This is a genomic window from Streptomyces sp. NPDC059534 (genome assembly GCF_042743475.1).
GTDB lineage: Bacteria > Actinomycetota > Actinomycetes > Streptomycetales > Streptomycetaceae > Streptomyces.
The window spans coordinates 191,368-211,660 of sequence record NZ_JBHWAQ010000003.1; the positions used below are offsets into that span (position 1 = coordinate 191,368).

Annotated in this window: 17 protein-coding genes and 5 pseudogenes; 10 read left to right on the plus strand and 12 right to left on the minus strand. The window is 71.8% G+C overall.

Annotation, left to right across the window (positions count from 1 at the left end; all coding sequences use genetic code 11):
- Positions 1 to 92: 92 nt before the first annotated feature.
- Positions 93 to 1,931 carry a LuxR C-terminal-related transcriptional regulator gene (locus tag ACFVZH_RS05095; RefSeq protein ID WP_384893335.1) on the minus strand — a complete coding sequence of 613 codons (1,839 nt, stop codon included), beginning with the start codon at positions 1,929 to 1,931 and terminating at the stop codon, positions 93 to 95.
- A 219-nt stretch (positions 1,932 to 2,150) separates the two neighbouring features.
- Here ACFVZH_RS05095 and ACFVZH_RS05100 point away from each other — a divergent pair, with 219 nt between their 5' ends.
- The 5 genes and pseudogenes from ACFVZH_RS05100 (at position 2,151) to ACFVZH_RS05120 (ending at position 7,427) form a co-directional block, all read left to right on the plus strand.
- Positions 2,151 to 4,202 (plus strand): MMPL family transporter, encoded by a 2,052-nt coding sequence (locus ACFVZH_RS05100; protein WP_384893338.1) that lies wholly within the window; start codon positions 2,151 to 2,153, stop codon positions 4,200 to 4,202.
- A gap of 63 nt (positions 4,203 to 4,265) precedes the next feature.
- Entirely contained in the window at positions 4,266 to 5,408 is a 1,143-nt protein-coding gene (locus tag ACFVZH_RS05105) for a sensor histidine kinase (RefSeq protein ID WP_384893341.1), read from the plus strand.
- Complete coding sequence (locus tag ACFVZH_RS05110; RefSeq protein ID WP_384893344.1) at positions 5,405 to 6,079, plus strand: response regulator; 675 nt, start codon at positions 5,405 to 5,407, stop codon at positions 6,077 to 6,079. Before ACFVZH_RS05105 ends, ACFVZH_RS05110 begins: the two co-directional genes overlap by 4 nt.
- Positions 6,080 to 6,115: 36 nt before the next feature.
- Positions 6,116 to 6,946 (plus strand): annotated as a pseudogene (locus tag ACFVZH_RS05115) (IS5 family transposase).
- Between the two features lie 58 nt (positions 6,947 to 7,004).
- The gene (locus ACFVZH_RS05120; protein WP_384893347.1) at positions 7,005 to 7,427 is read left to right on the plus strand and encodes a hypothetical protein; all 423 of its coding nucleotides are present in this window, start codon (positions 7,005 to 7,007) and stop codon (positions 7,425 to 7,427) included.
- On the opposite strand, the pseudogene ACFVZH_RS05125 reads toward ACFVZH_RS05120, so the two are convergent.
- Positions 7,379 to 7,537: pseudogene (locus ACFVZH_RS05125) on the minus strand (oxidoreductase); the annotation flags it as partial. The gene ACFVZH_RS05120 and the pseudogene ACFVZH_RS05125 overlap by 49 nt on opposite strands.
- Positions 7,538 to 8,064: 527 nt before the next feature.
- Here ACFVZH_RS05125 and ACFVZH_RS05130 point away from each other — a divergent pair.
- Entirely contained in the window at positions 8,065 to 8,544 is a 480-nt protein-coding gene (locus ACFVZH_RS05130; RefSeq protein ID WP_367826989.1) for an RICIN domain-containing protein, read from the plus strand.
- A 346-nt stretch (positions 8,545 to 8,890) separates the two neighbouring features.
- Here the strand turns inward: ACFVZH_RS05130 and ACFVZH_RS05135 are convergent.
- Positions 8,891 to 8,971 (minus strand): annotated as a pseudogene (locus tag ACFVZH_RS05135) (FHA domain-containing protein); the annotation flags it as partial.
- 448 nt (positions 8,972 to 9,419) lie between these two features.
- Here ACFVZH_RS05135 and ACFVZH_RS05140 point away from each other — a divergent pair.
- Positions 9,420 to 9,963, plus strand: a pseudogene (locus tag ACFVZH_RS05140) (IS5 family transposase); the annotation flags it as partial.
- Positions 9,964 to 10,028: 65 nt separating this feature from the next.
- Here ACFVZH_RS05140 and ACFVZH_RS05145 read toward each other — a convergent pair.
- From ACFVZH_RS05145 to ACFVZH_RS05165, 5 genes and pseudogenes are all read right to left on the minus strand, one after another.
- Entirely contained in the window at positions 10,029 to 10,805 is a 777-nt protein-coding gene (locus ACFVZH_RS05145; protein WP_384893351.1) for a MerR family transcriptional regulator, read from the minus strand.
- On the minus strand, positions 10,802 to 11,899 hold the full coding sequence (locus tag ACFVZH_RS05150; RefSeq protein ID WP_384893354.1) for a serine hydrolase domain-containing protein: 1,098 nt from the start codon (positions 11,897 to 11,899) through the stop codon (positions 10,802 to 10,804). The genes ACFVZH_RS05145 and ACFVZH_RS05150 overlap by 4 nt, the downstream gene beginning before the upstream one ends.
- Positions 11,900 to 12,101: 202 nt before the next feature.
- Positions 12,102 to 13,475, minus strand: coding sequence for an FAD-dependent oxidoreductase (locus ACFVZH_RS05155; protein WP_384893357.1), 1,374 nt, complete (start codon positions 13,473 to 13,475; stop codon positions 12,102 to 12,104).
- Between the two features lie 146 nt (positions 13,476 to 13,621).
- Complete coding sequence (locus ACFVZH_RS05160; protein ID WP_384893669.1) at positions 13,622 to 14,449, minus strand: hypothetical protein; 828 nt, start codon at positions 14,447 to 14,449, stop codon at positions 13,622 to 13,624.
- Positions 14,450 to 14,827: 378 nt separating this feature from the next.
- Positions 14,828 to 14,971, minus strand: a pseudogene (locus ACFVZH_RS05165) (transcriptional regulator); the annotation flags it as partial.
- A 350-nt stretch (positions 14,972 to 15,321) separates the two neighbouring features.
- On the opposite strand from ACFVZH_RS05165, the gene ACFVZH_RS05170 reads away from it, so the two are divergent.
- Positions 15,322 to 15,537: a hypothetical protein gene (locus tag ACFVZH_RS05170; protein ID WP_384893360.1), complete on the plus strand. Its 216-nt coding sequence runs from the start codon at positions 15,322 to 15,324 to the stop codon at positions 15,535 to 15,537.
- Between the two features lie 48 nt (positions 15,538 to 15,585).
- Here ACFVZH_RS05170 and ACFVZH_RS05175 read toward each other — a convergent pair whose 3' ends face one another.
- Both ACFVZH_RS05175 and ACFVZH_RS05180 read right to left on the minus strand, forming a co-directional pair.
- Positions 15,586 to 16,509, minus strand: a complete 924-nt coding sequence (locus ACFVZH_RS05175; protein ID WP_384893363.1) for an RNA polymerase sigma-70 factor — start codon at positions 16,507 to 16,509, stop codon at positions 15,586 to 15,588.
- A gap of 87 nt (positions 16,510 to 16,596) precedes the next feature.
- On the minus strand, positions 16,597 to 17,070 hold the full coding sequence (locus ACFVZH_RS05180) for a carboxymuconolactone decarboxylase family protein (RefSeq protein ID WP_384893366.1): 474 nt from the start codon (positions 17,068 to 17,070) through the stop codon (positions 16,597 to 16,599).
- Between the two features lie 168 nt (positions 17,071 to 17,238).
- Between ACFVZH_RS05180 and recO the strand changes: the two genes are divergently transcribed.
- Together recO and ACFVZH_RS05190 are read left to right on the plus strand one after the other, a co-directional pair.
- Positions 17,239 to 17,988 (plus strand): DNA repair protein RecO, encoded by a 750-nt coding sequence (gene recO, locus ACFVZH_RS05185; RefSeq protein WP_384893369.1) that lies wholly within the window; start codon positions 17,239 to 17,241, stop codon positions 17,986 to 17,988.
- Between the two features lie 13 nt (positions 17,989 to 18,001).
- Entirely contained in the window at positions 18,002 to 18,826 is an 825-nt protein-coding gene (locus ACFVZH_RS05190) for an isoprenyl transferase (RefSeq protein WP_384893372.1), read from the plus strand.
- Between the two features lie 90 nt (positions 18,827 to 18,916).
- On the opposite strand, the gene ACFVZH_RS05195 is transcribed toward ACFVZH_RS05190, so the two are convergent.
- Together ACFVZH_RS05195 and ACFVZH_RS05200 are read right to left on the minus strand one after the other, a co-directional pair.
- On the minus strand, positions 18,917 to 19,327 hold the full coding sequence (locus tag ACFVZH_RS05195) for a Fur family transcriptional regulator (RefSeq protein WP_384893375.1): 411 nt from the start codon (positions 19,325 to 19,327) through the stop codon (positions 18,917 to 18,919).
- Positions 19,328 to 19,399: 72 nt separating this feature from the next.
- Positions 19,400 to 20,293, minus strand: coding sequence for a metal ABC transporter permease (locus ACFVZH_RS05200; RefSeq protein WP_384893378.1), 894 nt, complete (start codon positions 20,291 to 20,293; stop codon positions 19,400 to 19,402).

Genomic DNA, 20,293 nt, shown 5'->3' on the forward strand with positions numbered 1-20,293 from the left:
CCCCGCGGGCCGCGGGGCCGCATCGCCCGAACCGCCCATGGCCGGCGCGGGCACCGGATGGGCCGTACGGCCCATGGCGGGGGCGGCCCGGGTCAGACCAGGTCGTGCGCGTACGCGTATGCCGTGGCGGCGGCGCGGGAGCCGACGCCGAGTTTCGCGAAGATGTTGTTCAGGTGCCGGGCGACGGTGTGCTCGCTGATCACCAGGGCATGGGCGATGTCCCGGTTCGTCCCGCCGCCGGCGACCAGCCGCAGCACCTCCGCCTCGCGCGCGGTCAGACCGCCCGGCAGCCGCCGCCGCTTCCCGCCGGAGAGCAGCGCCGCCGCGCGCCGGGCGTCCGGGACGGCCCCGAGCCGCTCGAACACGGAACCCGCGGCGGCCAGCTCCAGCCGGGCCGCCTCCTCGTCGCCCGCCGCCCGGCAGGCCGCCGCGAGCAGCATCCGCACCTGCGCCGCCTCGTACGGCACCCGCAGCTCCAGCCACCCGGCGAGCGCCCGGCGCAGCGCCGGCAGTGCCGCCCGGCGGGAGGCCAGGGCGGCCGCGCCGTACGCCGTGTCGGCCATCGCCCGGAGCAGCGGTACGTCCCCGGCCAGCGCGGCCAGGTCCGCCGCGGCCGCCGTGGCCCCGGGCACGTCGCGGACGGCGAGGGCCACCTCGGTGCGGGCGGCGAGCAGCCGGGCCCGGCCCAGGAGGTCGTGGCGCGGGTCGCTCTGGCAGGCGAGCGCCAGCTCGACGCCCGCGACCGCGGCGTCGGCCCGGCCCTGCGCGAGGCGCAGCAGCGCGAGCCCCGGCTGCGGGATCCGGCCCAGTTCGTGCGCGTGGGCGTACGACTCCGCCGCCGCGTCGAGCCGCCCCTGCCGCCGCTGCACGTCCCCGGCGGCGTAGTACGCGGCCGCGGCCGACTCCAGGCAGTCCACCGGCACCTCCCGGCATGCCAGCCGCGCCTCCTCCTCCGCGAGCCCCCACGCCCCGAGCAGGTCGAGCACCTCGACCCGGTGGGCCCGGCAGACGCCCCGGAAGGGGTTCTCGCCGGACGGGACGGTCATGGGCGGGGCGGTGGGGGCGGGGACGCCGGCCGGGAAGGCCGGGCCGGCGTCGGGGCCAGGGCCCGTCTCCGTACGGTCCGGGCCGGGGACGGCGCCCGTTCCGGCGGTCGCTCCGGCGTCCGGGGCCGCCGCCGGCGCCTCCGGGGCCGTCCGGGGGCGGCCGGACCAGGGCGGTGCGCACCACTCCATGGCCGCGTTCGTCCACTCCACGGCGCGGCCGAAGTCGGCGGCCTCCATGCACTGGGTGAGGGCGAGGCAGTAGAGCCAGCCCGTGAACATGCCGGTGAGCTCGCCCGCGGAGACCGCGCACATGGCGTCGTCGAGGAGGGCGAGGGCCTCGGTGCGGCGGCCCTGGGCGAAGAGGACGGAGGACTCGGCCTGGCGGCTGAGGGCCAGGAGGTCGGGGCTGCCGGAGCGGAGCGCGAGGCGGGTCATCCGGCGGGCGGCGGCGAGGGCCGCGGCACGGTCGCCGTGCTGTTCGGCCTCCTCGGCGTCCGTCCAGGCGAGGAAGCACTGCTCGGGGCAGGGGGGAAGGTCGGCCAGGTGGTGCCGGGCCCGGTGGAGCCAGCCGGAGGCCGCCGCGGGGCGGCCGAGGCTCGCGTACTCGTAGTGGAGCCACCACGCGGCCAGCCCGGCGCCCCGGTGGTCATGCGCCGCGACATACGCGGCGTGGGTCCGCAGCCGGGCGGCGACGGACTCGTCGACGTGCCCGGACCACCAGGCCGCGTCGGAGAGGATGTCGAGGTCGTCGGCGGTCAGGGCACGCGTGGGATGCCGGTCGGCCTCGCGCAGCAGCGCGTACGCCTCGGCCCAGGACTCCCGGGCCGCCGCGGACCGCGCCCGCTCGACGGCGGGGGCCTGCTCGATCTCGATGGGGACGGCCATCGCCGTTCACTTCCCTTCCCGGTCCTTCCAGAATATGAGCGCGCGCGCCCCCGGGCCCCTCGTGTGCCGTCGTACTCCTCCGTACTCCCGGGGGAGTAGTCACGGCCGCGCACCCTCTCCGGCAGTAGCCCCCGGCTCGGCCTTCAGCGCGACGAATCCCCCGTCGGGCGGCGGGAGTCTGGGATCGACCCGAAGAGGACCGATGGAGGGAGGCCCGTGATGGAGGGCCGTCAGAGGATCGTCGGCTGGGGGGTGCTGGCCCTGTGGGTGATCGTGATCGCCCTCGCCGCACCCCTCGCCGGAAAGCTCGGCGACGTACAGCGCGACCGCGCGGTCGACTATCTGCCGGCGAGCGCCGACTCGACCCAGGTCGCGAAGATCACCGAGCGGCTGCCCGGCGGGGATTCCACCGACCTCGTGCTCGTCTACCACCGCGAGGGCGGGCTGACCGCCGCCGACAAGGCCACCGCCGCCCGGGAGGTGGAACGGGTCGCCGCCGAGCACCCGCTCACCTCGACCCCGCGGCCCGTCCCCTCCGAGGACGGCAGCACCCTCCTGTACGCCGTGTCCAGTACCGAGCCCGGTACGGACGAGACGGCCAGGGACGCCTTCGTCCACGACATCCGCGAGACCGTGAGCGGCGAGGTCGGCGGCCCCGGCGCCCTCGCCACCGACGCGAGCGAGGTCTACAACTCCCTCGACGGCCCACTGCTCTACACGACCGTCGCCGTCGTGGCGATCCTCCTGATCGTCATCTACCGCAGCCCCTTCCTCTGGCTCGTCCCGCTGGTCGTCGCCGGAGTCGCCGACTACCTCTCGATGGCCGTCACCTACGCCCTCCACCAGGGCTTCGACATCAGCGTCTCCGGCCAGAGCACGGGCGTGATGACGATCCTCGTCTTCGGCGCGGGCACCGACTACGCGCTGCTCCTCGTCTCGCGCTACCGCGAGGAACTGCGCCGGATCCCGCGCCCGTACGACGCCATGACCGCCGCCCTGCGCGGCTGCGGCCCGGCCGTCCTCGCCTCCTCCGGGACCGTCGCCCTCGGCATGCTCTGCCTGCTCGCCGCCGACATGAACAGCAGCCGGGGCATGGGGCCCACGGCCGCCGTCGGCGTGCTGTGCGCCCTGGTCGCGATGATGACGCTGCTGCCCGCCCTGCTCGTGGTCCTCGGCCGACGGGTGTTCTGGCCGCTGATCCCGGCGTACGGAAGCGAGCCGAAGGCCGCGCGCCGTTCCCTGTTCGCCGCCATGGGCTCCTCGGCCGGCCGGCGTCCCCTCACCGTCCTCCTCGTGGGCGCCGCGGCCCTGGGCGCCCTCGCCCTCGGGGTGCTGAACCTGCCCGGGGCCCTCAAGCAGGAGGACTCCTTCAGCTCCACTCCGGAAGCGGTCGCCGCGATGAAGACGTTGGCCGTCGCGTATCCGGAGACGGGGACCCAGCCGATCACCCTCGTCGCCCCGATGGCCGGCGCCTCCGGCGCGCTCGAGACCGCCCGGGCGACCGAGGGAGTCGCGACGGCCGAGCGCGGCCGCAGCGCCGACGGCTGGACGGAGATCTCCGTCGTCGCCGCGCACCCGCCGCAGTCCGCGGCCGAGACCGCGACCATCAGGGAGCTGCGGTCCGCGCTCGGCGACGGTGTGTACGTCGGCGGGCCCAGCGCCGAACAGCTCGACATGACCGACACCAACGCCCGCGACCGGGACATCGTCGTCCCGCTCGTCCTCGTCGTCGTCACGATCGTCCTGATCGTGCTGCTGCGCAGCCTCGTGGCACCGCTCATCCTGGTCGCCGCCGTCGTCGCCGTCTGGGGTGCCGCCCTGGGCATCGGCGGCCTCCTCTTCGAGTCCCTCTTCGGCTTCGAGGGCACCGACCCCGGCCTGGCCCTGCTCTCCTTCGTCTTCCTCGTCGCCCTCGGCGTGGACTACGGCATCTTCCTGATGCACCGGATGCGGGAGGAGTGCCTGAACGGGACGGAGCCGGGCGCCGCGGCCCTGACCGCCCTGCGCACGACGGGCGGGGTGATCGCCTCGGCGGGGCTCGTGCTGGCCGCGACCTTCGCGGTCCTCGTCAACATGCCGATGGTGCAGCTGGCGGAGCTGGGCTTCGTGATCGCGGTCGGCGTCCTGCTCGACACCTTCCTGGTCCGCACCTACCTCGTCACCAGCGCGAGCGTCCTGCTCGGCCGGAAGGTGTGGTGGCCGGGACCGCTGGCCCGGAAGCCCGCGTCAACGGCGGGCTCGGGGGCCGAGCGGGAGCCCGTACGGGTCTGATCGGGGGCGGGTGGGGGGCTTCCCGGACTGTCAGGAGCCCCCGCCCGCGGGGAGGATGAACTCATGGACTTCGCAGCGGCTTTGACCCGTGACCCGCAGGCGTCGCCGCACCCGGTGCGGCGCGACGCGACACTCGCCGCGGGCTTCGCGGTGGTCGCGGTCGTGCTCGCGCTGACCGTCGACGACGGCCGGCGGCCGGACGCCGTCGGCTGGGCGCTGCTGCTCGCCGCGCACGTCCCGCTGGCCTGGCGGCGCAAGGCGCCGATGCCGGTGCTGTGCGCCGTGGTGGCCTGCGTCGCCCCGTACCACGCGCTGGACTTCATGCATCTGGCGCCGATACCGGCCTCGATGACCGCGCTGTACACGGTCGCGTCCACCGGCCGTGTGAAGCGGACGGTGCTCGTGGGGCTCGCCGTCACGTCCGTCACGCTCACCACGCAGCTCGTCGTCAACCCGCACGAGGTGGTGGAGCTGCTGCGGGTCTCCGGCTGGGTGATCGCCATGCTCGTGTTCGGCGCGAGCATACGGCTCTACCGGCAGCTGGTGGCGGGCGTGGTGGAGCGGGCGGAGCGCGAGGCGGAGCGGAAGGTCGCGGAGGAGCGGCTGCGGATCGCCAGGGACCTGCACGACCTCCTCGCGCATTCGATCACCCTCATCGGTGTGCAGACTTCGGTCGCCGCGCACGTCCTGGTCGCCGACCCCGACCGGCTCGACCGGGAGGCGCTCGTCCGGGCGCTCGACGGGATATCCGAGACCTGCCGGGAGGCCCGTACGGACGTCCGCAGGACCCTGGACGTGCTGCGGGCCGCGCCCGACGGCCCGCTGCCCGACCTGGCCTCGCTGCCCGATCTCGTACGGTCCTCGGGCGCGGACCTGACGGTGCGGACAGGGGAGGCGAAGGTCCCGGCGGCCGTCGGGGCGGCGGCGTACCGGATCGTGCAGGAGTCGCTGACCAATGCCGTCCGGCACGGGGGTCCGGACGCGGTGGTACAGGTCGACGTCGGCCTGGCGGAGGGGGTGCTGACGGTACGGGTCACCGACGACGGCACCGCCCCGGGCGGTACGGCCGGCTCCGGGTACGGGATCCTCGGGATGCGGGAGCGGGCCAGGAGCGTGGGCGGCACACTGAGCGCGGGCCCGCGCGACGGCGGGGGCTTCGAGGTCGCGGCGGCGCTGCCGCTCGCGGGGAGGGAGGTGGCGGTGTGATCCGGGTTCTGCTGGCGGACGACCAGACGCTCGTCCGGGCGTCGTTCGCGATGCTCGTCGACTCGGCGCCGGACATGCAGGTCGTGGGCCAGGCGGCCAACGGCAAGGAGGCGGTGGAGCTGGCCCGTTCCGCCCGGGCGGACCTGGTGGTCATGGACGTCCGGATGCCCGAACTGGACGGGATCGGGGCGACGCGGCTGATCGCCGCCGACGAGGACCTGGCCGGGGTGAAGGTGCTGGTCCTCACGACGTACGACACGGACGAGCACGTCGTGGAGGCGCTGCGGGCGGGTGCGTCGGGCTTCGTCGTCAAGGACATCCGCCCGGCCGAACTGCTCGCCGCGATCCGCACCGTGGCGGCGGGGGAGTCCCTGCTCTCCCCGGGCCCGACCTCGCGGCTGATAGCCCGGGTGCTGGCGGCGCCGCGGACGCCGGTGACGGGAGGGCCGGAAGGGCTGTCGGACCGCGAGCGCCAGGTCCTGGCGCTGGTGGCCCGGGGCCTGAACAACACGGAGATCGCGGAGGCGCTGGGGCTCTCGCCCCTCACGGCGAAGACCCACGTCAGCCGGACCATGGGCAAGCTGGGGGCCCGGGACCGGGCCCAACTGGTCATCGTCGCCTACGAGTCGGGCCTGGTGGCCCCGACGGGCGAAACGGCTCCGAAGCCCTAGGCCGTGTCCGTAAAGTCGGTCGTTGCTCCGTTCGTGGTGCGTCGACATGAACTGACGGATGAGTCGTGGGCGTTGATCGCTCCGTTGCTGGCGCCGGGCCGGATGGGCAGGCATGTGCGGGACCGGCGCCAGGTCGTGAACGGGATCTTGCGGAAGCTGTCCACCGGTGCCGCGTGGCGTGACCTGCCCGAGCGTTACGGGCCGTGGAAGACGGTCTACGAACGCTTTCGTCACTGGTCTGCCGACGGCACCTGGGACCGGCTGCTGGCCCACGTCCAGCAGCACTCCGACGCCGCCGGAACGGTCGACTGGTCGATCGTCTGCGTGGACTCGACGACGGTCCGGGCGCATCAGCACGCGGCCGGGGCCCGAAAAGGGGGGCCCTGGGAGGGTGAAGCGCTCGGCCGGTCACGCGGCGGGCTGACCAGTAAGATCCACCTGGCCTGCGACGGCCAGGGCCGTCCCCTCGCGTTCACGCTGACCGGCGGGAACGTGAACGACTGAACCCAGTTCGAGGCGGTCATGGACCGGATCAGGATCGCCAGGCCGGGGCCGGGCAGGCCCCGGACCCGGCCCGACCGTGTCGTCGCGGACAAGGGCTACCCGGCCCGCAAGATCCGCGCCTACCTGCGACGACGCGGTATCGCCTGCACCATCCCCGAACGGATTGACCAGGTCAACGGCCGCATCCGCCGCGGTGAGGCCCGCTGCCGCCTCGACAAGGCGGCCTACCGGCGCCGCAACGTCGTCGAACGCTGCTTCAGCCGGCTCAAGCAGAACCGGGCTCTTGCCACCCGCTACGACAAACGAGCCCGGCACTACCAAGCCATGGTCACCCTCGCCTGCCTCCAACTCTGGCTCCCATGACTTTCCGGACACCCCCTAGGACCTGTCCGGCGGATCATGACGATGTCAGAGTGTGCCCGTGAGTTACAGCATCTTCCTGCTCCGGTTCGTAGACGGCGAGGTTGTCGTGTTGGACGCCGAACGGTTTCGGCATGTGACGGAGCCGTACGTGGTGGCGGGCGATCTGGAGGAGGGCTTCTCCCAGCTCCGCGCGGAGGACGGGGGCGAGGCGGACCTGTATCACGAGTCCCACGGCGAAAGCGGGATGCTGTGTGTGACGGCGACGCACTTTGCCCGTGGCGCGATGCTCGGCGTTCTCACCCGGCTGGCGGCAGCCCTCGGAGCCTCGATCGTCCCCCAGGACGGTGGGGCACTGATCTTCCACGAGAAGGAGCGTCGTCACCTTCCTGCGGAGCTTCAGGGAAGCGTGGTTGTCATAGCTCCCACGGAGGGACCGATTCCCGCGAAGACGTCGGCGAGCGGCGGGGCCTCGATCTCCTGACCGGCCGCGAGCTGGTGCAGCGGCAACCGCTGCACGAACTCCGGCTCGGCGTTCACCACAATGATCTCGACATGCGACGGCGCCAACCGCCGCGCCAGGGTCCCGGCCACGTAGGCCCCGGCGTAACCGGCGCCGAGAACGAGGACGCGGCCCCTGGCGGGATCGGTGAGGCGTGAAAGTCCGCGGGATCGTCAGACAGGAGCAGTGAGGAACGCACAGATAGGCATTCATCCGACCGACCAAGCCCCGGTCGGCCCCAGACCAGCCGGCCCGAGTTCCTGCTGGACCCGGCCCTGGACGCCGTCCAGGGACACCGCGCCGGCAAGCCCGACGACGCCCGCACACTGGGCCCCCGCACTCCGGACATCCCCCACGGGAAACGACGCGGGCCTCTGCCGAGCTGCACCCGTTGCACAGAAAAGCTGCGTGCCCCGCACACCCTGACGTTCCGTCCAGCCCTAGATTCACTGTTGCCGGACACCCGCCCGGGCGACGAACGCTGCCATGCCGCGTCGATCCTCATGATCTGCGCTCATGGCCGCGCGGCGCGGACAGGTGACCCCGCCCTTCCGGCCGGCAACCATCACATCACCGCCACCCCCGACCGCGGGGCCGGCAACCTTCGAGGAAGACCGAGATGATACGCAAGGCGTCAGCCCTACTCATCGCACTGCTCACCGCGCTCGGCGTCAGTGTCCTGTCGACCGGCACGGCCAACGCCGCCGGCAACCGGCTCTACAACCTGGGCAGCTGCGCCACACCCGAGGGCAACAGCACCGCCAACGGGGCAGTCATCACCGTCTGGTCCTGCACGGGCAGCAACCTGCAGAACTGGCACTGGCTCAACCAGCACATCGTGCACGACGTCAGCGGCAAGTGCCTGACCCCGCGCGGCAACGCCTCCGCCACCAACGGCACGGTCCTGACCCTGTGGACCTGCGACTGGAGCGACACCAGCCCGCAGGTGTTCATCGGCAACTCCGAACGGACCTGGACCAAGTTCGGGGGCAAGTGCATCACGAACAAGGGCAACTCCTCGGCCAACGGAACCTGGCTGACCCTGTGGACCTGCAACCCGGAGTTCAACACCGCCCAGGCATGGGGCCTGGTCTACTGACGATTCCGCGGCGGGGTGTGAGCGGTCCACGCTTTCACCCCGCACCCGTCGTGGCCGACTCCCGCCCCGGGCAGCCGATGGAACTCACGCTCCGTCACAGGCCATCGGACCACGAGATGCTGTCGCGGTGATGTTTGCCACGTGCGAGGCCGTCGTAGTCCTCGCACAGGACGATGCCCGGGTCCCACCAGCAGCGCTCGCCGCTGCTCCGCGTACCGTCGAACCCGCTGTGCGCGAGGACCACGACGAGCCCGCCGGGCCGAACCGTCTCCCAGCAAGCCCGCCGGTACCGACTCCCGTGACGGATGCCCCGGCGTGACCGCCACCCCCGTGATCGCGTTCGTCGCGCAATCCCCGTGACCCGGCGCCCGTTGACCGTCGTGCCGTTCGTGGACCCGAGGTCCCGCAGCACCCAGGGTGAACCACGTGACCCACGGCCTGCGGGCATGGCCGTCCACATCGACCAGCACCGGCGCCTGTACGTTTCGGTCTCCCACACCTGATGACGCCAGCCCCGCTGCCGGGCCAAGAACCACGCGTGGACCGTACCGGCAGGCAAACCTCCAGCTCACGTCCCTATTCGGGACAGCTGTTAGGGGGCTTTGCTCTAACTGGATTCCTTCTCGGAGGATTTCGGCTCGGCCGGCACGCCGTACCACCCGCATCGGTGGCAAGGGTGCCGGCCTTTTGTGTGCCCGGGCTTCATGAGGATGGCCCCGCGCCATCCGTTGCGCAGAGCCCGTCCTGGGGGACACCCCCACCCGTATCGGGGCGTCTTTGTGACCGTACGGTGCTCCCGGTGCCCTGGCATGTTGGGCGCGCCGCCCGTGTTGGAGCGGGCGGGAGGGGGTGCGTCGCCTGCCGGTGAGGGGTCTGATCGTCAGACGGTCCGGGCGCATCAGCACGCGGCCGGGCCCGAAAAGGGGGCCCTGGCCGGGTGAGGCGCTCGGCCGGTCGCGCGGCGAGCTGACCAGTAAGATCCACCTCGCCCGCGACGGCCAGGGCCGTCCCCTCGCGTTCACGCTGACCGGCGGGAACGTCAATGACTGCACCCAGTTCGAGGCGGTCATGGACCGGATCAGGATCGCCAGGCCGGGGCCGGGCAGGCCCCGGACCCGGACCCGGCCCGACCGTGTCGTCGCGGACAAGGGCTACTCGGCCCGCAAGATCCGCGTCTACCTGCGACGCCGCGGTATCGCCTGCACCATCCCCGAACGGATTGACCAGGTCAACGGCCGCATCCGCCGCGGTGAGGCCCGCTGCCGCCTCGACAAGGCGGCCTACCGGCGCCGCAACGTCGTCGAACGCTGCTTCAGCCGGCTCAAGCAGAAACGAGCCCTGGCCACCCGATACGACAAGCGAGCCCGGCACTACCAAGCCATGGTCACCCTCGCCTGCCTCCAACTCTGGCTCCCATGACTTTCCGGACACGTCCTAGGGCCTGCCTTCCGGTCAGGCGGGGCTCCGGTGGCGGGAGGGTTCCGTCATCGGTGCGGCAGGGGTACGCCCGCGGAGCGGAGTCTGGTCTCGGTGAGCGCGGTCAGCCGGGCCGCGACCGGCGCCTGGTCCTCGCGGTGGTTGTTGATCAGCTTGTACTGGGCCGACGCCTTGGCCCATGCCCGCAGGCTGGCGCGATCCCCCAGCAGCGCGGGGTTGGCGAGGTAGCGGTCGGCCATGGCGGTCGCGAGTTCCTCGATCCTCGGGTCGTCCGGTTCCCAGGTCTCGGCCTCCCAGCCGCGCTTGGTCAGGTCGATGTACTCGGGGTCGTCCAGCCCGTGTTCGAGCTGGGTCAGGAAGCCGTCGAAGCCCTCCGGTACCAGCGCCCGGGCCAGTACCAGGGCCTCGCGTTGCGCGGCCACGTAGTCGGGGCCGAAGCCGAGACCGGACAGCCGGTCCAGGACCGCACAGGCACGGTCGGGCAGCAGGGCCCGGTCGCCGTCGACGAGCCGGTGCAGCGTGTCGCGCCGGGCGACCAGCTCGTCGATGCGTTCGGCGAGCTGCCGCTCGACGTCGGCGAGCGCGGCGCCGAACCGCTCGGCGTCGGCGTCGAGCATGGGCCCGATCTCGGCCAGCGGCACGCCCGCGGCGGCCAGCGTCCGTACCTGCACCAGCTGCAGCAGCTCGCCGGATGCGTACCGCCGGTAGCCGGAGCTGTCCCGTTCCGGCTCCGCGACCAGGCCGAGCTTGTGGTAGTGCCGCACGGTCTTCACCGTGACGCCGACGAACGCCGCCGCCCGCCCGATCGTGACTCCGTTGCTCATCGGCCCAGCTTGCCGCAGAACACCTCGTCGACGAAACGCTGTTGGGCGGTCTGGAACGCCGGCGCTATCGACAGGTCGGCGTCGTCCACCCAGGTCAGTCCGGCGGTCAGGGTCGTGCCGCCGTCCCGAGTGCCGTACATCAGTGCCGCCGAGCCCATGACGGCGCCGTTGTGGTGGAAGAGGGTGCCGCCCTCCGTCTCCTGCGCGAACACCCCCAGGCCGTAGCCGACGGTCGCCTCCGGCGTGCGCATCTCGGCCAGCAGCCCGGCCGGCAGGAGCCTGCCGCCCATCAGCGCGGAGAAGTACGTGTGCAGGTCCTGCGTGGTCGAGATCATGTCGCCACCGGCTCCGACCCAGGACGGGTTCTGGCGGGTGACATCGACCGTCCGCTCCTGCCCGGCGTCCTCGTAGCGGTAGTAGCCGTGGTTGTGCGGCTCGGGGATCTCCGGCGAGGCGCCCGGCGCCACGGTGCCGGTCATCCCCAGCGGTCCCAGGACCAGCCGCCGCAACTCCTCGGCGAACGAGTGGCCGGTGACCTTCTCGACCACCAGTCGGGCCAGCACATAGTTGGTGTTCGCGTAGCTCCAGCCGGTACCCGGGGCGAACCGCGCCGGCTTGGACAGCGACAGCCGTACCAGCTCTTCGGGCGAGTAGGACGTGAACCGGTTGTCCACCCACTCCTTGCCCCGCCAGGGGACCCCCGGCACGATCGTCCCGTCCTCGTAGAGCTCGCCGGTGTGGTTGAAGATCCCGCTGGTGTGCCGGAGCAGCATCCGCAGGGTGATCCGCCGATCGAGACCGAACTCGGGCAGGTGGTCGTCGACCGGGGCGTCCAGGCCGATCCTGCCCTCGGCGACCAGCAGGAGCACCGTGGTGGCGACGAAGCTCTTGGTGCTGCTGCCGATGCGGAAGTGCCCGTCCGTCAGTGCCTTGCCGCTCTGGCCCAGCTCGCGCGCACCGGCGCTGCCGACCCACTCTCCCCGCTCGTCGTTCACCCGGAGCTGGACCCCGGTGAAACCGGACTCGACCAGCTCCTCGATCGCCTTCTGCAGCTCCGGACGTTCCTGCCCCTGGCCGGAAAGGTAGGTGGACATGTCGCTCCTTCACATCGGTGGCGCCCGGTCGGCGCCGTGCCGTTGTGACGAGCCTCCACCCTGCCCCAAGGTCAACCTCAACCGTGATCCACGACACAGTCGCTTCCGGTCGGTGCGACGGCCGGCGGGAACTCCGGGGCCGCAACGGCACGGGCCCCCGCCGGCACGTGGCCGGCGGGGGCCCGGGGGCCGGACTCCGGCGTCAGCCGAGGTCGACGCCGCTCGCGCGCAGCATGTCCTCGCGCTCGACGAGCTTGACGCGCTCGCGGCCCTGCGGCTCGCCGAGGGCCTTCTCGGCCGCGTCCAGGGCGTACCAGCCCTCCCACGTGGTGTACGTGAGGCCCTTCTCCTCCAGGAAGGACACGACCGCGTCCGCCTCCGGGGTGTCGGGGGTCAGCAGACGGCCGTTCGCGAAGTCGTCCAGGAGGTTCGCCACGGTCTCGTTGGCGTCGCCCTTGGTGTGGCCGATGAGGCCGACGGGACCGCGGCGGATCCAGCCGGTGCAGTACGTGGAGGCCATGTGCGCGCCGGTCTCCTCGATCACCCGGCCGCCCTCGTCGGGCACGGTGCCGCTGGCGGTGTCCCAGGGGAGCTTGGGCAGCTCGTCGGAGAGGTAGCCGACGGCGCGGTAGACGGCCGTGACGTCCCAGTCGGTGGTGGTGCCGGTGCCCTTGACGTTTCCGGTGCCGTCCAGCTCGGTGCGCTCGGTGCGCAGGCCGACGACCTTGCCGTCCTCGCCGAGGATCTCGACGGGCGACTCGAAGAAGTGCAGGAAGAGCTTGTGCGGGCGGTCGCCGGCGTCGCGGATCGCCCAGTTCTCCAGGGTCTTGGCGACCATGTCGGTCTGCTTGTTCTTGCGCCGCTCGGCGATCGAGCCCTCGTCGTAGTCGATGTCCTCGGGGTTGACGATGACCTCGATGGTGGGGGAGTGGTCCAGCTCGCGCAGCTCCATAGGGCTGAACTTGGCCTGGGCCGGGCCGCGGCGGCCGAAGACGTGGATCTCGACGGCCTTGTTGGCCTGGAGGCCCGCGTGGACGTTCGGCGGGATCTCGGTCGGCAGCAGCTCCTCGGCGGTCTTGGCGAGGATGCGGGCCACGTCGAGGGCCACGTTGCCGACACCGAGGACGGCGACCTTCTCGGCTTCGAGCGGCCAGGTGCGCGGCACGTCCGGGTGGCCGTCGTACCAGGACGCGAAGTCGGCGGCGCCGTAGGAGCCGTCGAGCTCGACGCCGGGTATGCGGAGCTCGCGGTCGGCCATCGCGCCGGTCGAGAAGACCACGGCGTCGTAGAAGGCGCGCAGGTCGTCGAGGTGGATGTCGGTGCCGTAGTCGACGTTGCCGAAGAGGCGGACCTGCGGCTTGTCGAGGACCTGGTGGAGGGCGGTGATGATGCCCTTGATGCGCGGGTGGTCGGGGGCGACGCCGTAGCGGATGAGGCCGAAGGGGGCGGGCATCCGCTCGAAGAGGTCGATGGACACACCCGGCTCGGCGGCGGCCTCGGACTTCAGCAGCGCATCGGCGGCGTAGATTCCGGCGGGGCCGGCGCCGACGATCGCGACCCGGAGGGGGCGGGGCATGGCTGGGTTCCCTTCGCAAGCGACATGGCGGCGAAGCCGCCGACACTTAGGTCACCCTAAATAATGTCCCGCCGGAAGTGGTACCCGGGCCCGGTCTATGAGCCCATAAGGCGGACTTATGACTTCCATAAGCGTGCCTGTGCCTGTCACTGCAGGGTGTCGAAACTGCCGAAGAAGAAGGCCCCGACGACCGCCCCGACGACCGCCGCGGTGAAGGCGAGGCCGACGACGAGGACGGACAGCACCACGGAGACGTTCCGGATCCGCCGGGACCGCGACCGCAGGGGCACGACGCGTCCGGGGTCCCGCGGATCGTAGGCCGCCTCGATGTCCCACGTCCGGACGGAGGCCCGCACGGTGCGGACCACGCCGCCCGGATCCGGGTAGGCGTACAGGTCGCCTTCGCCCTGGAGTCGTATGGCAGCGGTCCTGACGCCGTGCCTCCGCAGGTACCACTCCTCGTACGGATCGAACGCCAGCCACACCCCGAGCGCGAGGATCGGCAGCGCGAGGAAGCCGAACGGAATGATCACGATGAGGGTGGCCGGGTACCCCGCGACGCTCACGAGCACGCACAGGGCGACGACCGTCAGCGTCGCGATCAGGGAGCCCCGCTTGACCCTCCGCAGCCAGTCCCGGTAGCTCGGCTGGTACAGGCGCTCGCCCGTGACGAGGTCCGCGCCGTCGACCGCCTCGGCCCGCTCCGGCAGAGCCGCGTTCACGGCCTCCGCGAAGGCGGCGCCGGCGGCCTCGTCCACCACGTCCCAGACCCGGTGGACATGCGTCCTCTCCGTGCCGGGCGCGGAGGTCAGCTCGATCGTGACGGTCCGCCCCTCGACGCGCACCCGCCCGATCGCCTTCAGCGGGATGTGCGTCTGCTCGTGCGGGCGGCGCACGAGCAGCGCCTCGCCCTCGGGTCGTACGACGGTGTCCTTGCCGGCGTGGAGGACGGGTATGGACGCGGTGATCGACATGTGCGTGATCGTAGGGGCGGCCCGACGTTCGGTGAAGTCCCTTTCCACCGTGCGTGTGCGCCCGACTTGGGAGCTCTTGCGCCAACGGGCGTTGCTCAGGTCGTACGCGTGCATCGTCTGTGGTCCTCCGCCGCCGACTCGATCGGGGGCAGGGGCGCTTCCGGCGACAGAGCGGCGGCCCTGAGCGGATCGTAGGGGGGGCGGTCGTCGACTCGAACTCGCAGATCTTCGTGGCCGTGTCCTCCGGTTCGGCGGCAGCTGGAAAGGGGACGCGCAGGGCGACTTGTTGATGAGCTTGCGCCACGTGCGTTCGAAAATACCCCCGGTTTGCAGGACCTCGTCGATTCGTGCCGCCACGTCCAGCTGGGGCTTTCGAATTCCCTGCTCGAACAGGCCGATGTGCGCGCCGGATACGAACACCCGTCTGCCCAGTTCGCCCTGGGAGAGCACCGTCGCCTCGCGGCGCTCCTTGAGGAGTTCGCGGAAGAATCCCGAGGCGTCCTGGTGCTTGCTTCTGGCCATGGATTAACTCCCCAGCCCTACGCCGCAGTTGTACGGCCTGCGCGTCTGCAGATTCTACGGATCTGCCCCCACCCTGGAGAGGCGAAGCGGGAAATGGATTCAGAAAGGCATACGTTGGTGAAGGAACACTTCATGAAGGCGACCACGGGGGCAGTCGGAGCCGCACGAGAGGCAGTGGCGGAATTGCGCGAGGCGTCGGCGAGGGCGGGAATCACGCTCCCCTCGCCGGGGCTCGACGTCGTCACCCTCGCAGCCGACTCCCCGAGGCCGCTCGTGGAATTGGGATGCTGCACGGTGGAAACGGCCCGGCTCCTCGCCGCCGCCGTACTGCCGAGGGAGGAGAGTCGTTCATGACGCTGCCCATCGGGTCGTACGTCGTCGAGATCCGGACGGGACGGGTCGGGAGGGTGATGGGGCACGAGGGGCCCTATGTGCAGGTGCGCCCGCTGGGGGGCGGGCGCGAGTGGGACGTGGAGCCGGAGGAGGTGCGGGAGGCGACGTCGTCGGAGCGGCTGAGCGCGGCGACGGCGCACGTGAACGCGCGGAGCCGGGGCGAGGTGCCGTGAGGCGGCGCGGGCCGGCGCGAGGGAGTCGGCGCCGGCCCGCGGGTGTGGTCAGTCGGTCCGGCGGCGGAGCCGCTGGACCTCGCGGGTGACGGCCCAGGCGTCGGCGACCGGGCCGAGGTGGGCGAGCTTGTCGGGGTTGAGGACGGCGCGGATGGTCTGGATCCGCCCGTCGAGCACGTCGAGGACGACGGTCTGGAGGATCCTGCCGTCGCGGTCGCGGTAGATCGCACCGGGCTGGCCGTTGATCTCGTGCGGTTCGCAGGTGACGTCGATCCGGGTCAGGGCGGGGAAGGCGGCGCAGAGGAGCCGGGACACGTTGTCCGCGCCGACGATGGTCCGGGCGAAGTTGGGGGCCTTGCCGCCGCCGTCGCCGACGAGCTGGACGTCGGAGGCCAGGAGGCTCCGGAGGCCGCCGACGTCGCCGTTCTGCAGCGCGTCGAAGAACCGGGTGGCGAGTTCCCGGCGGTCCCGGCGGTCGGCCGTGAAGCGGGGGCGTCCGTCGTGCATGTGCCGCCGGGCGCGTACGAGCAGCTGGCGGCAGGCCGCCTCGGAGCGGTCGACGGCCTCGGCGATGTCCCGGAAGTCGAAGGCGAAGACCTCGCGGAGGAGGAAGACCGCGCGTTCCAGGGGGCTGAGGCGTTCGAGGAGCAGCAGGGCCGCCATGGAGACGGAGTCGGCCAGCTCCGCCGAGCGGGCCGGGTCCTGGTAGGGGTCGCTGAGGAGGGGTTCGGGGAACCAGGGGCCGACGTACTCCTCCCGGCGGACCCGTGCGGAGCGCAGGACGTCGATCGAGAGGCGGGTGACGGTGGTCGACAGGAACGCCTTGGTGGAGGCGGGGCGGGTCGAGGAGCCGTCGAAGCGGATCCAGGTCTCCTGGACGGCGTCCTCGGCCTCGCCGACGCTGCCCAGGATGCGGTAGGCGATCGAGAACAGCAGGGGGCGCAGTTCCTCGAACTCCTCGACCTTGCTCATGGCGGCTTCCTCTCCCCGTTTCCGCGCGTCCGCGTTTCCGCGGTCCGTGTGACGCGGACGCTTCATGATCGTCCAGGCGGGTGTCCGTCAGTGGAACCGGCCGGGGACGTAGTCGCCCGCCGGCTGGCGGGTGATGGCGTTCAGGCGGTTCGCCAGGTTCATGAACCCGATGTGCAGGACGAGGGCGGCGAGCTGCTCCTCGTCGTAGTGCAGGGCGGCGCGCTCCCAGACGTCGTCGGGGACACCGCTGGCCGCGTCGGCGATCCGGGTGCCCTCCTCGGCGAGTTCCAGCGCGGCGCGCTCGGCTTCGGTGTAGACGGTGGCCTCCCGCCAGGCCGCCACCAGGTTGATGCGGACCGGGGTCTCGCCGGCGTGGGCCGCTTCCTTGGTGTGCATGTCGATGCAGACCGCGCAGCCGTTGATCTGGCTCACGCGCAGGGCGACCAGTTCCTGGGTCGCGGCCGGCACCGTCGACTCCTTGACCGCCTTGCCCGCCGCCATGAGGTGCTTGAGGGTCCGGCCGACGGTGGGGTTGGTGAAGAGGTTCAGGCGCGCGTCCATGGGGTGCTCCTTCGTGGGTGTCGCTCGCTGGCTACACCCCTTGGGACGAGGCAGCCCGATCCCCTGTGACACGGGTGGATGTGACCTGCGTCTCCCCGGCGAGGTCCGGCCTCGGGCGTCTTCCCGAGCCGGGCCCGGCCGGCTCCGCCGTACGCGAGAATGGGGCGCATGAGTCTGTTCCGCGACGACGGCATCGTGCTGCGCACCCAGAAGCTGGGTGAAGCGGACCGCATCATCACGCTCCTCACGCGCGGTCACGGCCGCGTACGCGCCGTCGCGCGCGGGGTGCGCCGGACGAAGTCGAAGTTCGGGGCGCGACTCGAACCCTTCTCGCACGTGGACGTGCAGTTCTTCGCCCGGGGGAGTGAGCTGATCGGACGCGGCCTGCCGCTCTGCACGCAGAGCGAGACCATCGCCGCGTACGGCAGCGGGATCGTCACCGACTACGCCCGCTACACCGCCGGTACGGCGATGCTGGAGACGGCGGAACGGTTCACCGACCACGAGGGCGAGCCCGCCGTCCAGCAGTACCTGCTGCTCGTCGGCGGTCTGCGGACGCTCGCCCGGGGCGAGCACGCGCCCCACCTGATCCTCGACGCGTTCCTCCTCCGCTCCCTCGCCGTGAACGGCTACGCGCCCAGCTTCGAGGACTGCGCGAAATGCGGGATACACGGCCCGAACCGGTTCTTTTCGGTCGCGGCGGGCGGAGTGATCTGCGGCGACTGCCGGGTGCCCGGAAGCGTCGTACCCTCTGCGGAGGCCATCGGCCTGCTCAGCGCGCTGCTCACCGGCGACTGGGCGACGGCGGACGCGTGCGAGCCGCGTCACGTCAGGGAGGGCAGCGGACTCGTGTCCGCCTATCTGCACTGGCACCTGGAGCGCGGCCTGCGCTCCCTGCGTTATGTAGAGAAAAGCTAGGAGAGACCACGCCATGGCCATCGCACGACTGCTCGGGCGCCAGCGCCGGGAGTACAGGACCCCCGAGCCGCACCCGTCCGGTGCCCGTCCGCCGAAGCTCCAGTCCGAGCTCGTCCCCGAGCACGTCGCGATCGTCATGGACGGCAACGGCCGCTGGGCCAAGGAGCGCGGTCTGCCCCGCACCGAGGGGCACAAGGTCGGCGCCGAGCAGGTGCTCGACGTGCTCCAGGGCGCGATCGAGATGGGCGTGGGGGCGATCTCGCTGTACGCCTTCTCCACCGAGAACTGGAAGCGCTCGCCCGAAGAGGTGCGCTTCCTGATGAACTTCAACCGCGACTTCATCCGCAAGACCCGCGACACGCTCGACGAGCTCGGCATCCGCGTCCGCTGGGTGGGCCGCATGCCCAAGCTGTGGAAGTCGGTCGCCAAGGAGCTCCAGGTCGCCCAGGAGCAGACCAAGGACAACACCAGGCTCACGCTGTACTTCTGCATGAACTACGGCGGCCGCGCCGAGCTGACGGACGCGGCGCAGGCGCTGGCCGAGGACGTGAAGGCGGGCCGGCTCGACCCGGCGAAGATCACCGAGAAGACCGTCCAGAAGTACCTCTACTACCCGGACATGCCGGACGTGGACCTCTTCCTGCGGCCCAGCGGCGAGCAGCGCACCTCCAACTACCTGATCTGGCAGAGCGCGTACGCCGAGATGGTCTTCCAGGACGTGCTGTGGCCCGACTTCGACCGCCGCGACCTGTGGCGCGCCTGCATCGAGTACGCCCGGCGCGACCGCCGCTTCGGCGGCGTCGACCCGGCCGACCTGGCCGTCCTCGAAAAGGGCTGAGCCGGCACCGAGGGACACCCCGGACAGGGTGGGCGCACGCGGGCGGGCCCGCACCGGATCGCTCCGGTGCGGGCCCGCTCGTATGTCAGGTCACTTCCCTGCGCACTCCGCGCAGGTGCCGAAGATCTCGACCGTGTGCGCCACGTTCACGAAGCCGTGGTCCGAGGCGATCGCCTCGGCCCACTGCTCCACCATCGGGCCCTCCACCTCCACGGCCTTGCCGCAGACGCGGCAGACCAGGTGGTGGTGGTGGTCGCCGGTCGAGCAGCGGCGGTAGACCGTCTCGCCGTCGCTGGTGCGCAGCGCGTCGACCTCGCCCGCGTCCGCGAGGGACTGGAGCGTGCGGTAGACGGTGGTGAGGCCGACGGAGTCGCCGCGGTGCTTGAGCATGTCGTGCAGCTCCTGGGCGCTGCGGAACTCGTCCACCTCGTTCAGCGCCGCCGAGACGGCGGCGCGCTGTTTGGTCGAGCGGCCGCGTACGGGGGGTCCTGCCGTCACCACGGGGGCCTCCTTGAATGCTTGTCTGCCCCCGCCATTCTGCCAGTCCCCCGTACCCCTGAGGTCAGACCGGGATCAGACCTTCACGTCGTCGGCCGGCCGCCGGGTGGCCGGAAGGGGTGCGTCGCAGTCCCTCGTGGCCGCTTCCGCCGCCCGCGCCCGCCGCTTGGCGAGCGGGGTGGCGAGCAGCGTCAGGACGATGAAGATCCCGATCGCGTACAGCACGATCGTCGCGCCGGGCGGCACGTCCTGGTAGTAGGAGGTGACCGTGCCGGCCAGGGTGACCGTGACGCCGGTCGCCACCGCGAGGACGAAGGTCGCGCGGAAGGACTTCGTCAGCTGCTGGGCCGCCGCCACGGGCACCACCATGAGCGCGCTGACCAGGAGCAGGCCGACGACCCGCATGGCGACCGTGACGGTCACCGCGGCGGTGACCGCGATCAGCAGGTTCAGGGCGCGCACCGGCAGGCCGGTGACCCGGGCGAACTCCTCGTCCTGGCTGACGGCGAAGAGCTGCTTGCGCAGGCCGACCGTGACGAGGACCACGAAGGCGGCGAGGATGCCGATCGCCGTGACGTCCTCGGTGGAGACCGTGGACAGCGAGCCGAAGAGGTACGACTGGAGGTTGGCGTTGGAGCCGGTCGTCGAGAGGCTGGTCAGCATGACGCCGCCGGCCATGCCGCCGTAGAAGAGCAGCGCGAGCGCGAGGTCGCCGCGGGTCTTGCCGTACGCCCTGATCAGTTCCATGGCGACCGAGCCCACGACGGCGACCAGGGTCGCCATCCAGACCGGGCTGGAGTTCAGCAGGAAGCCGAGACCGACGCCGGTCATGGCGACATGGCCGATGCCGTCGCCCATCAGCGCCTGGCGGCGCTGGACGAGGTAGATGCCGACGGCGGGGGCGGTGATGCCGACGAGGACGGCCGCGAGGAGCGCCCGCTGCATGAAGGCAGGTTCGAGGAAGTCCAT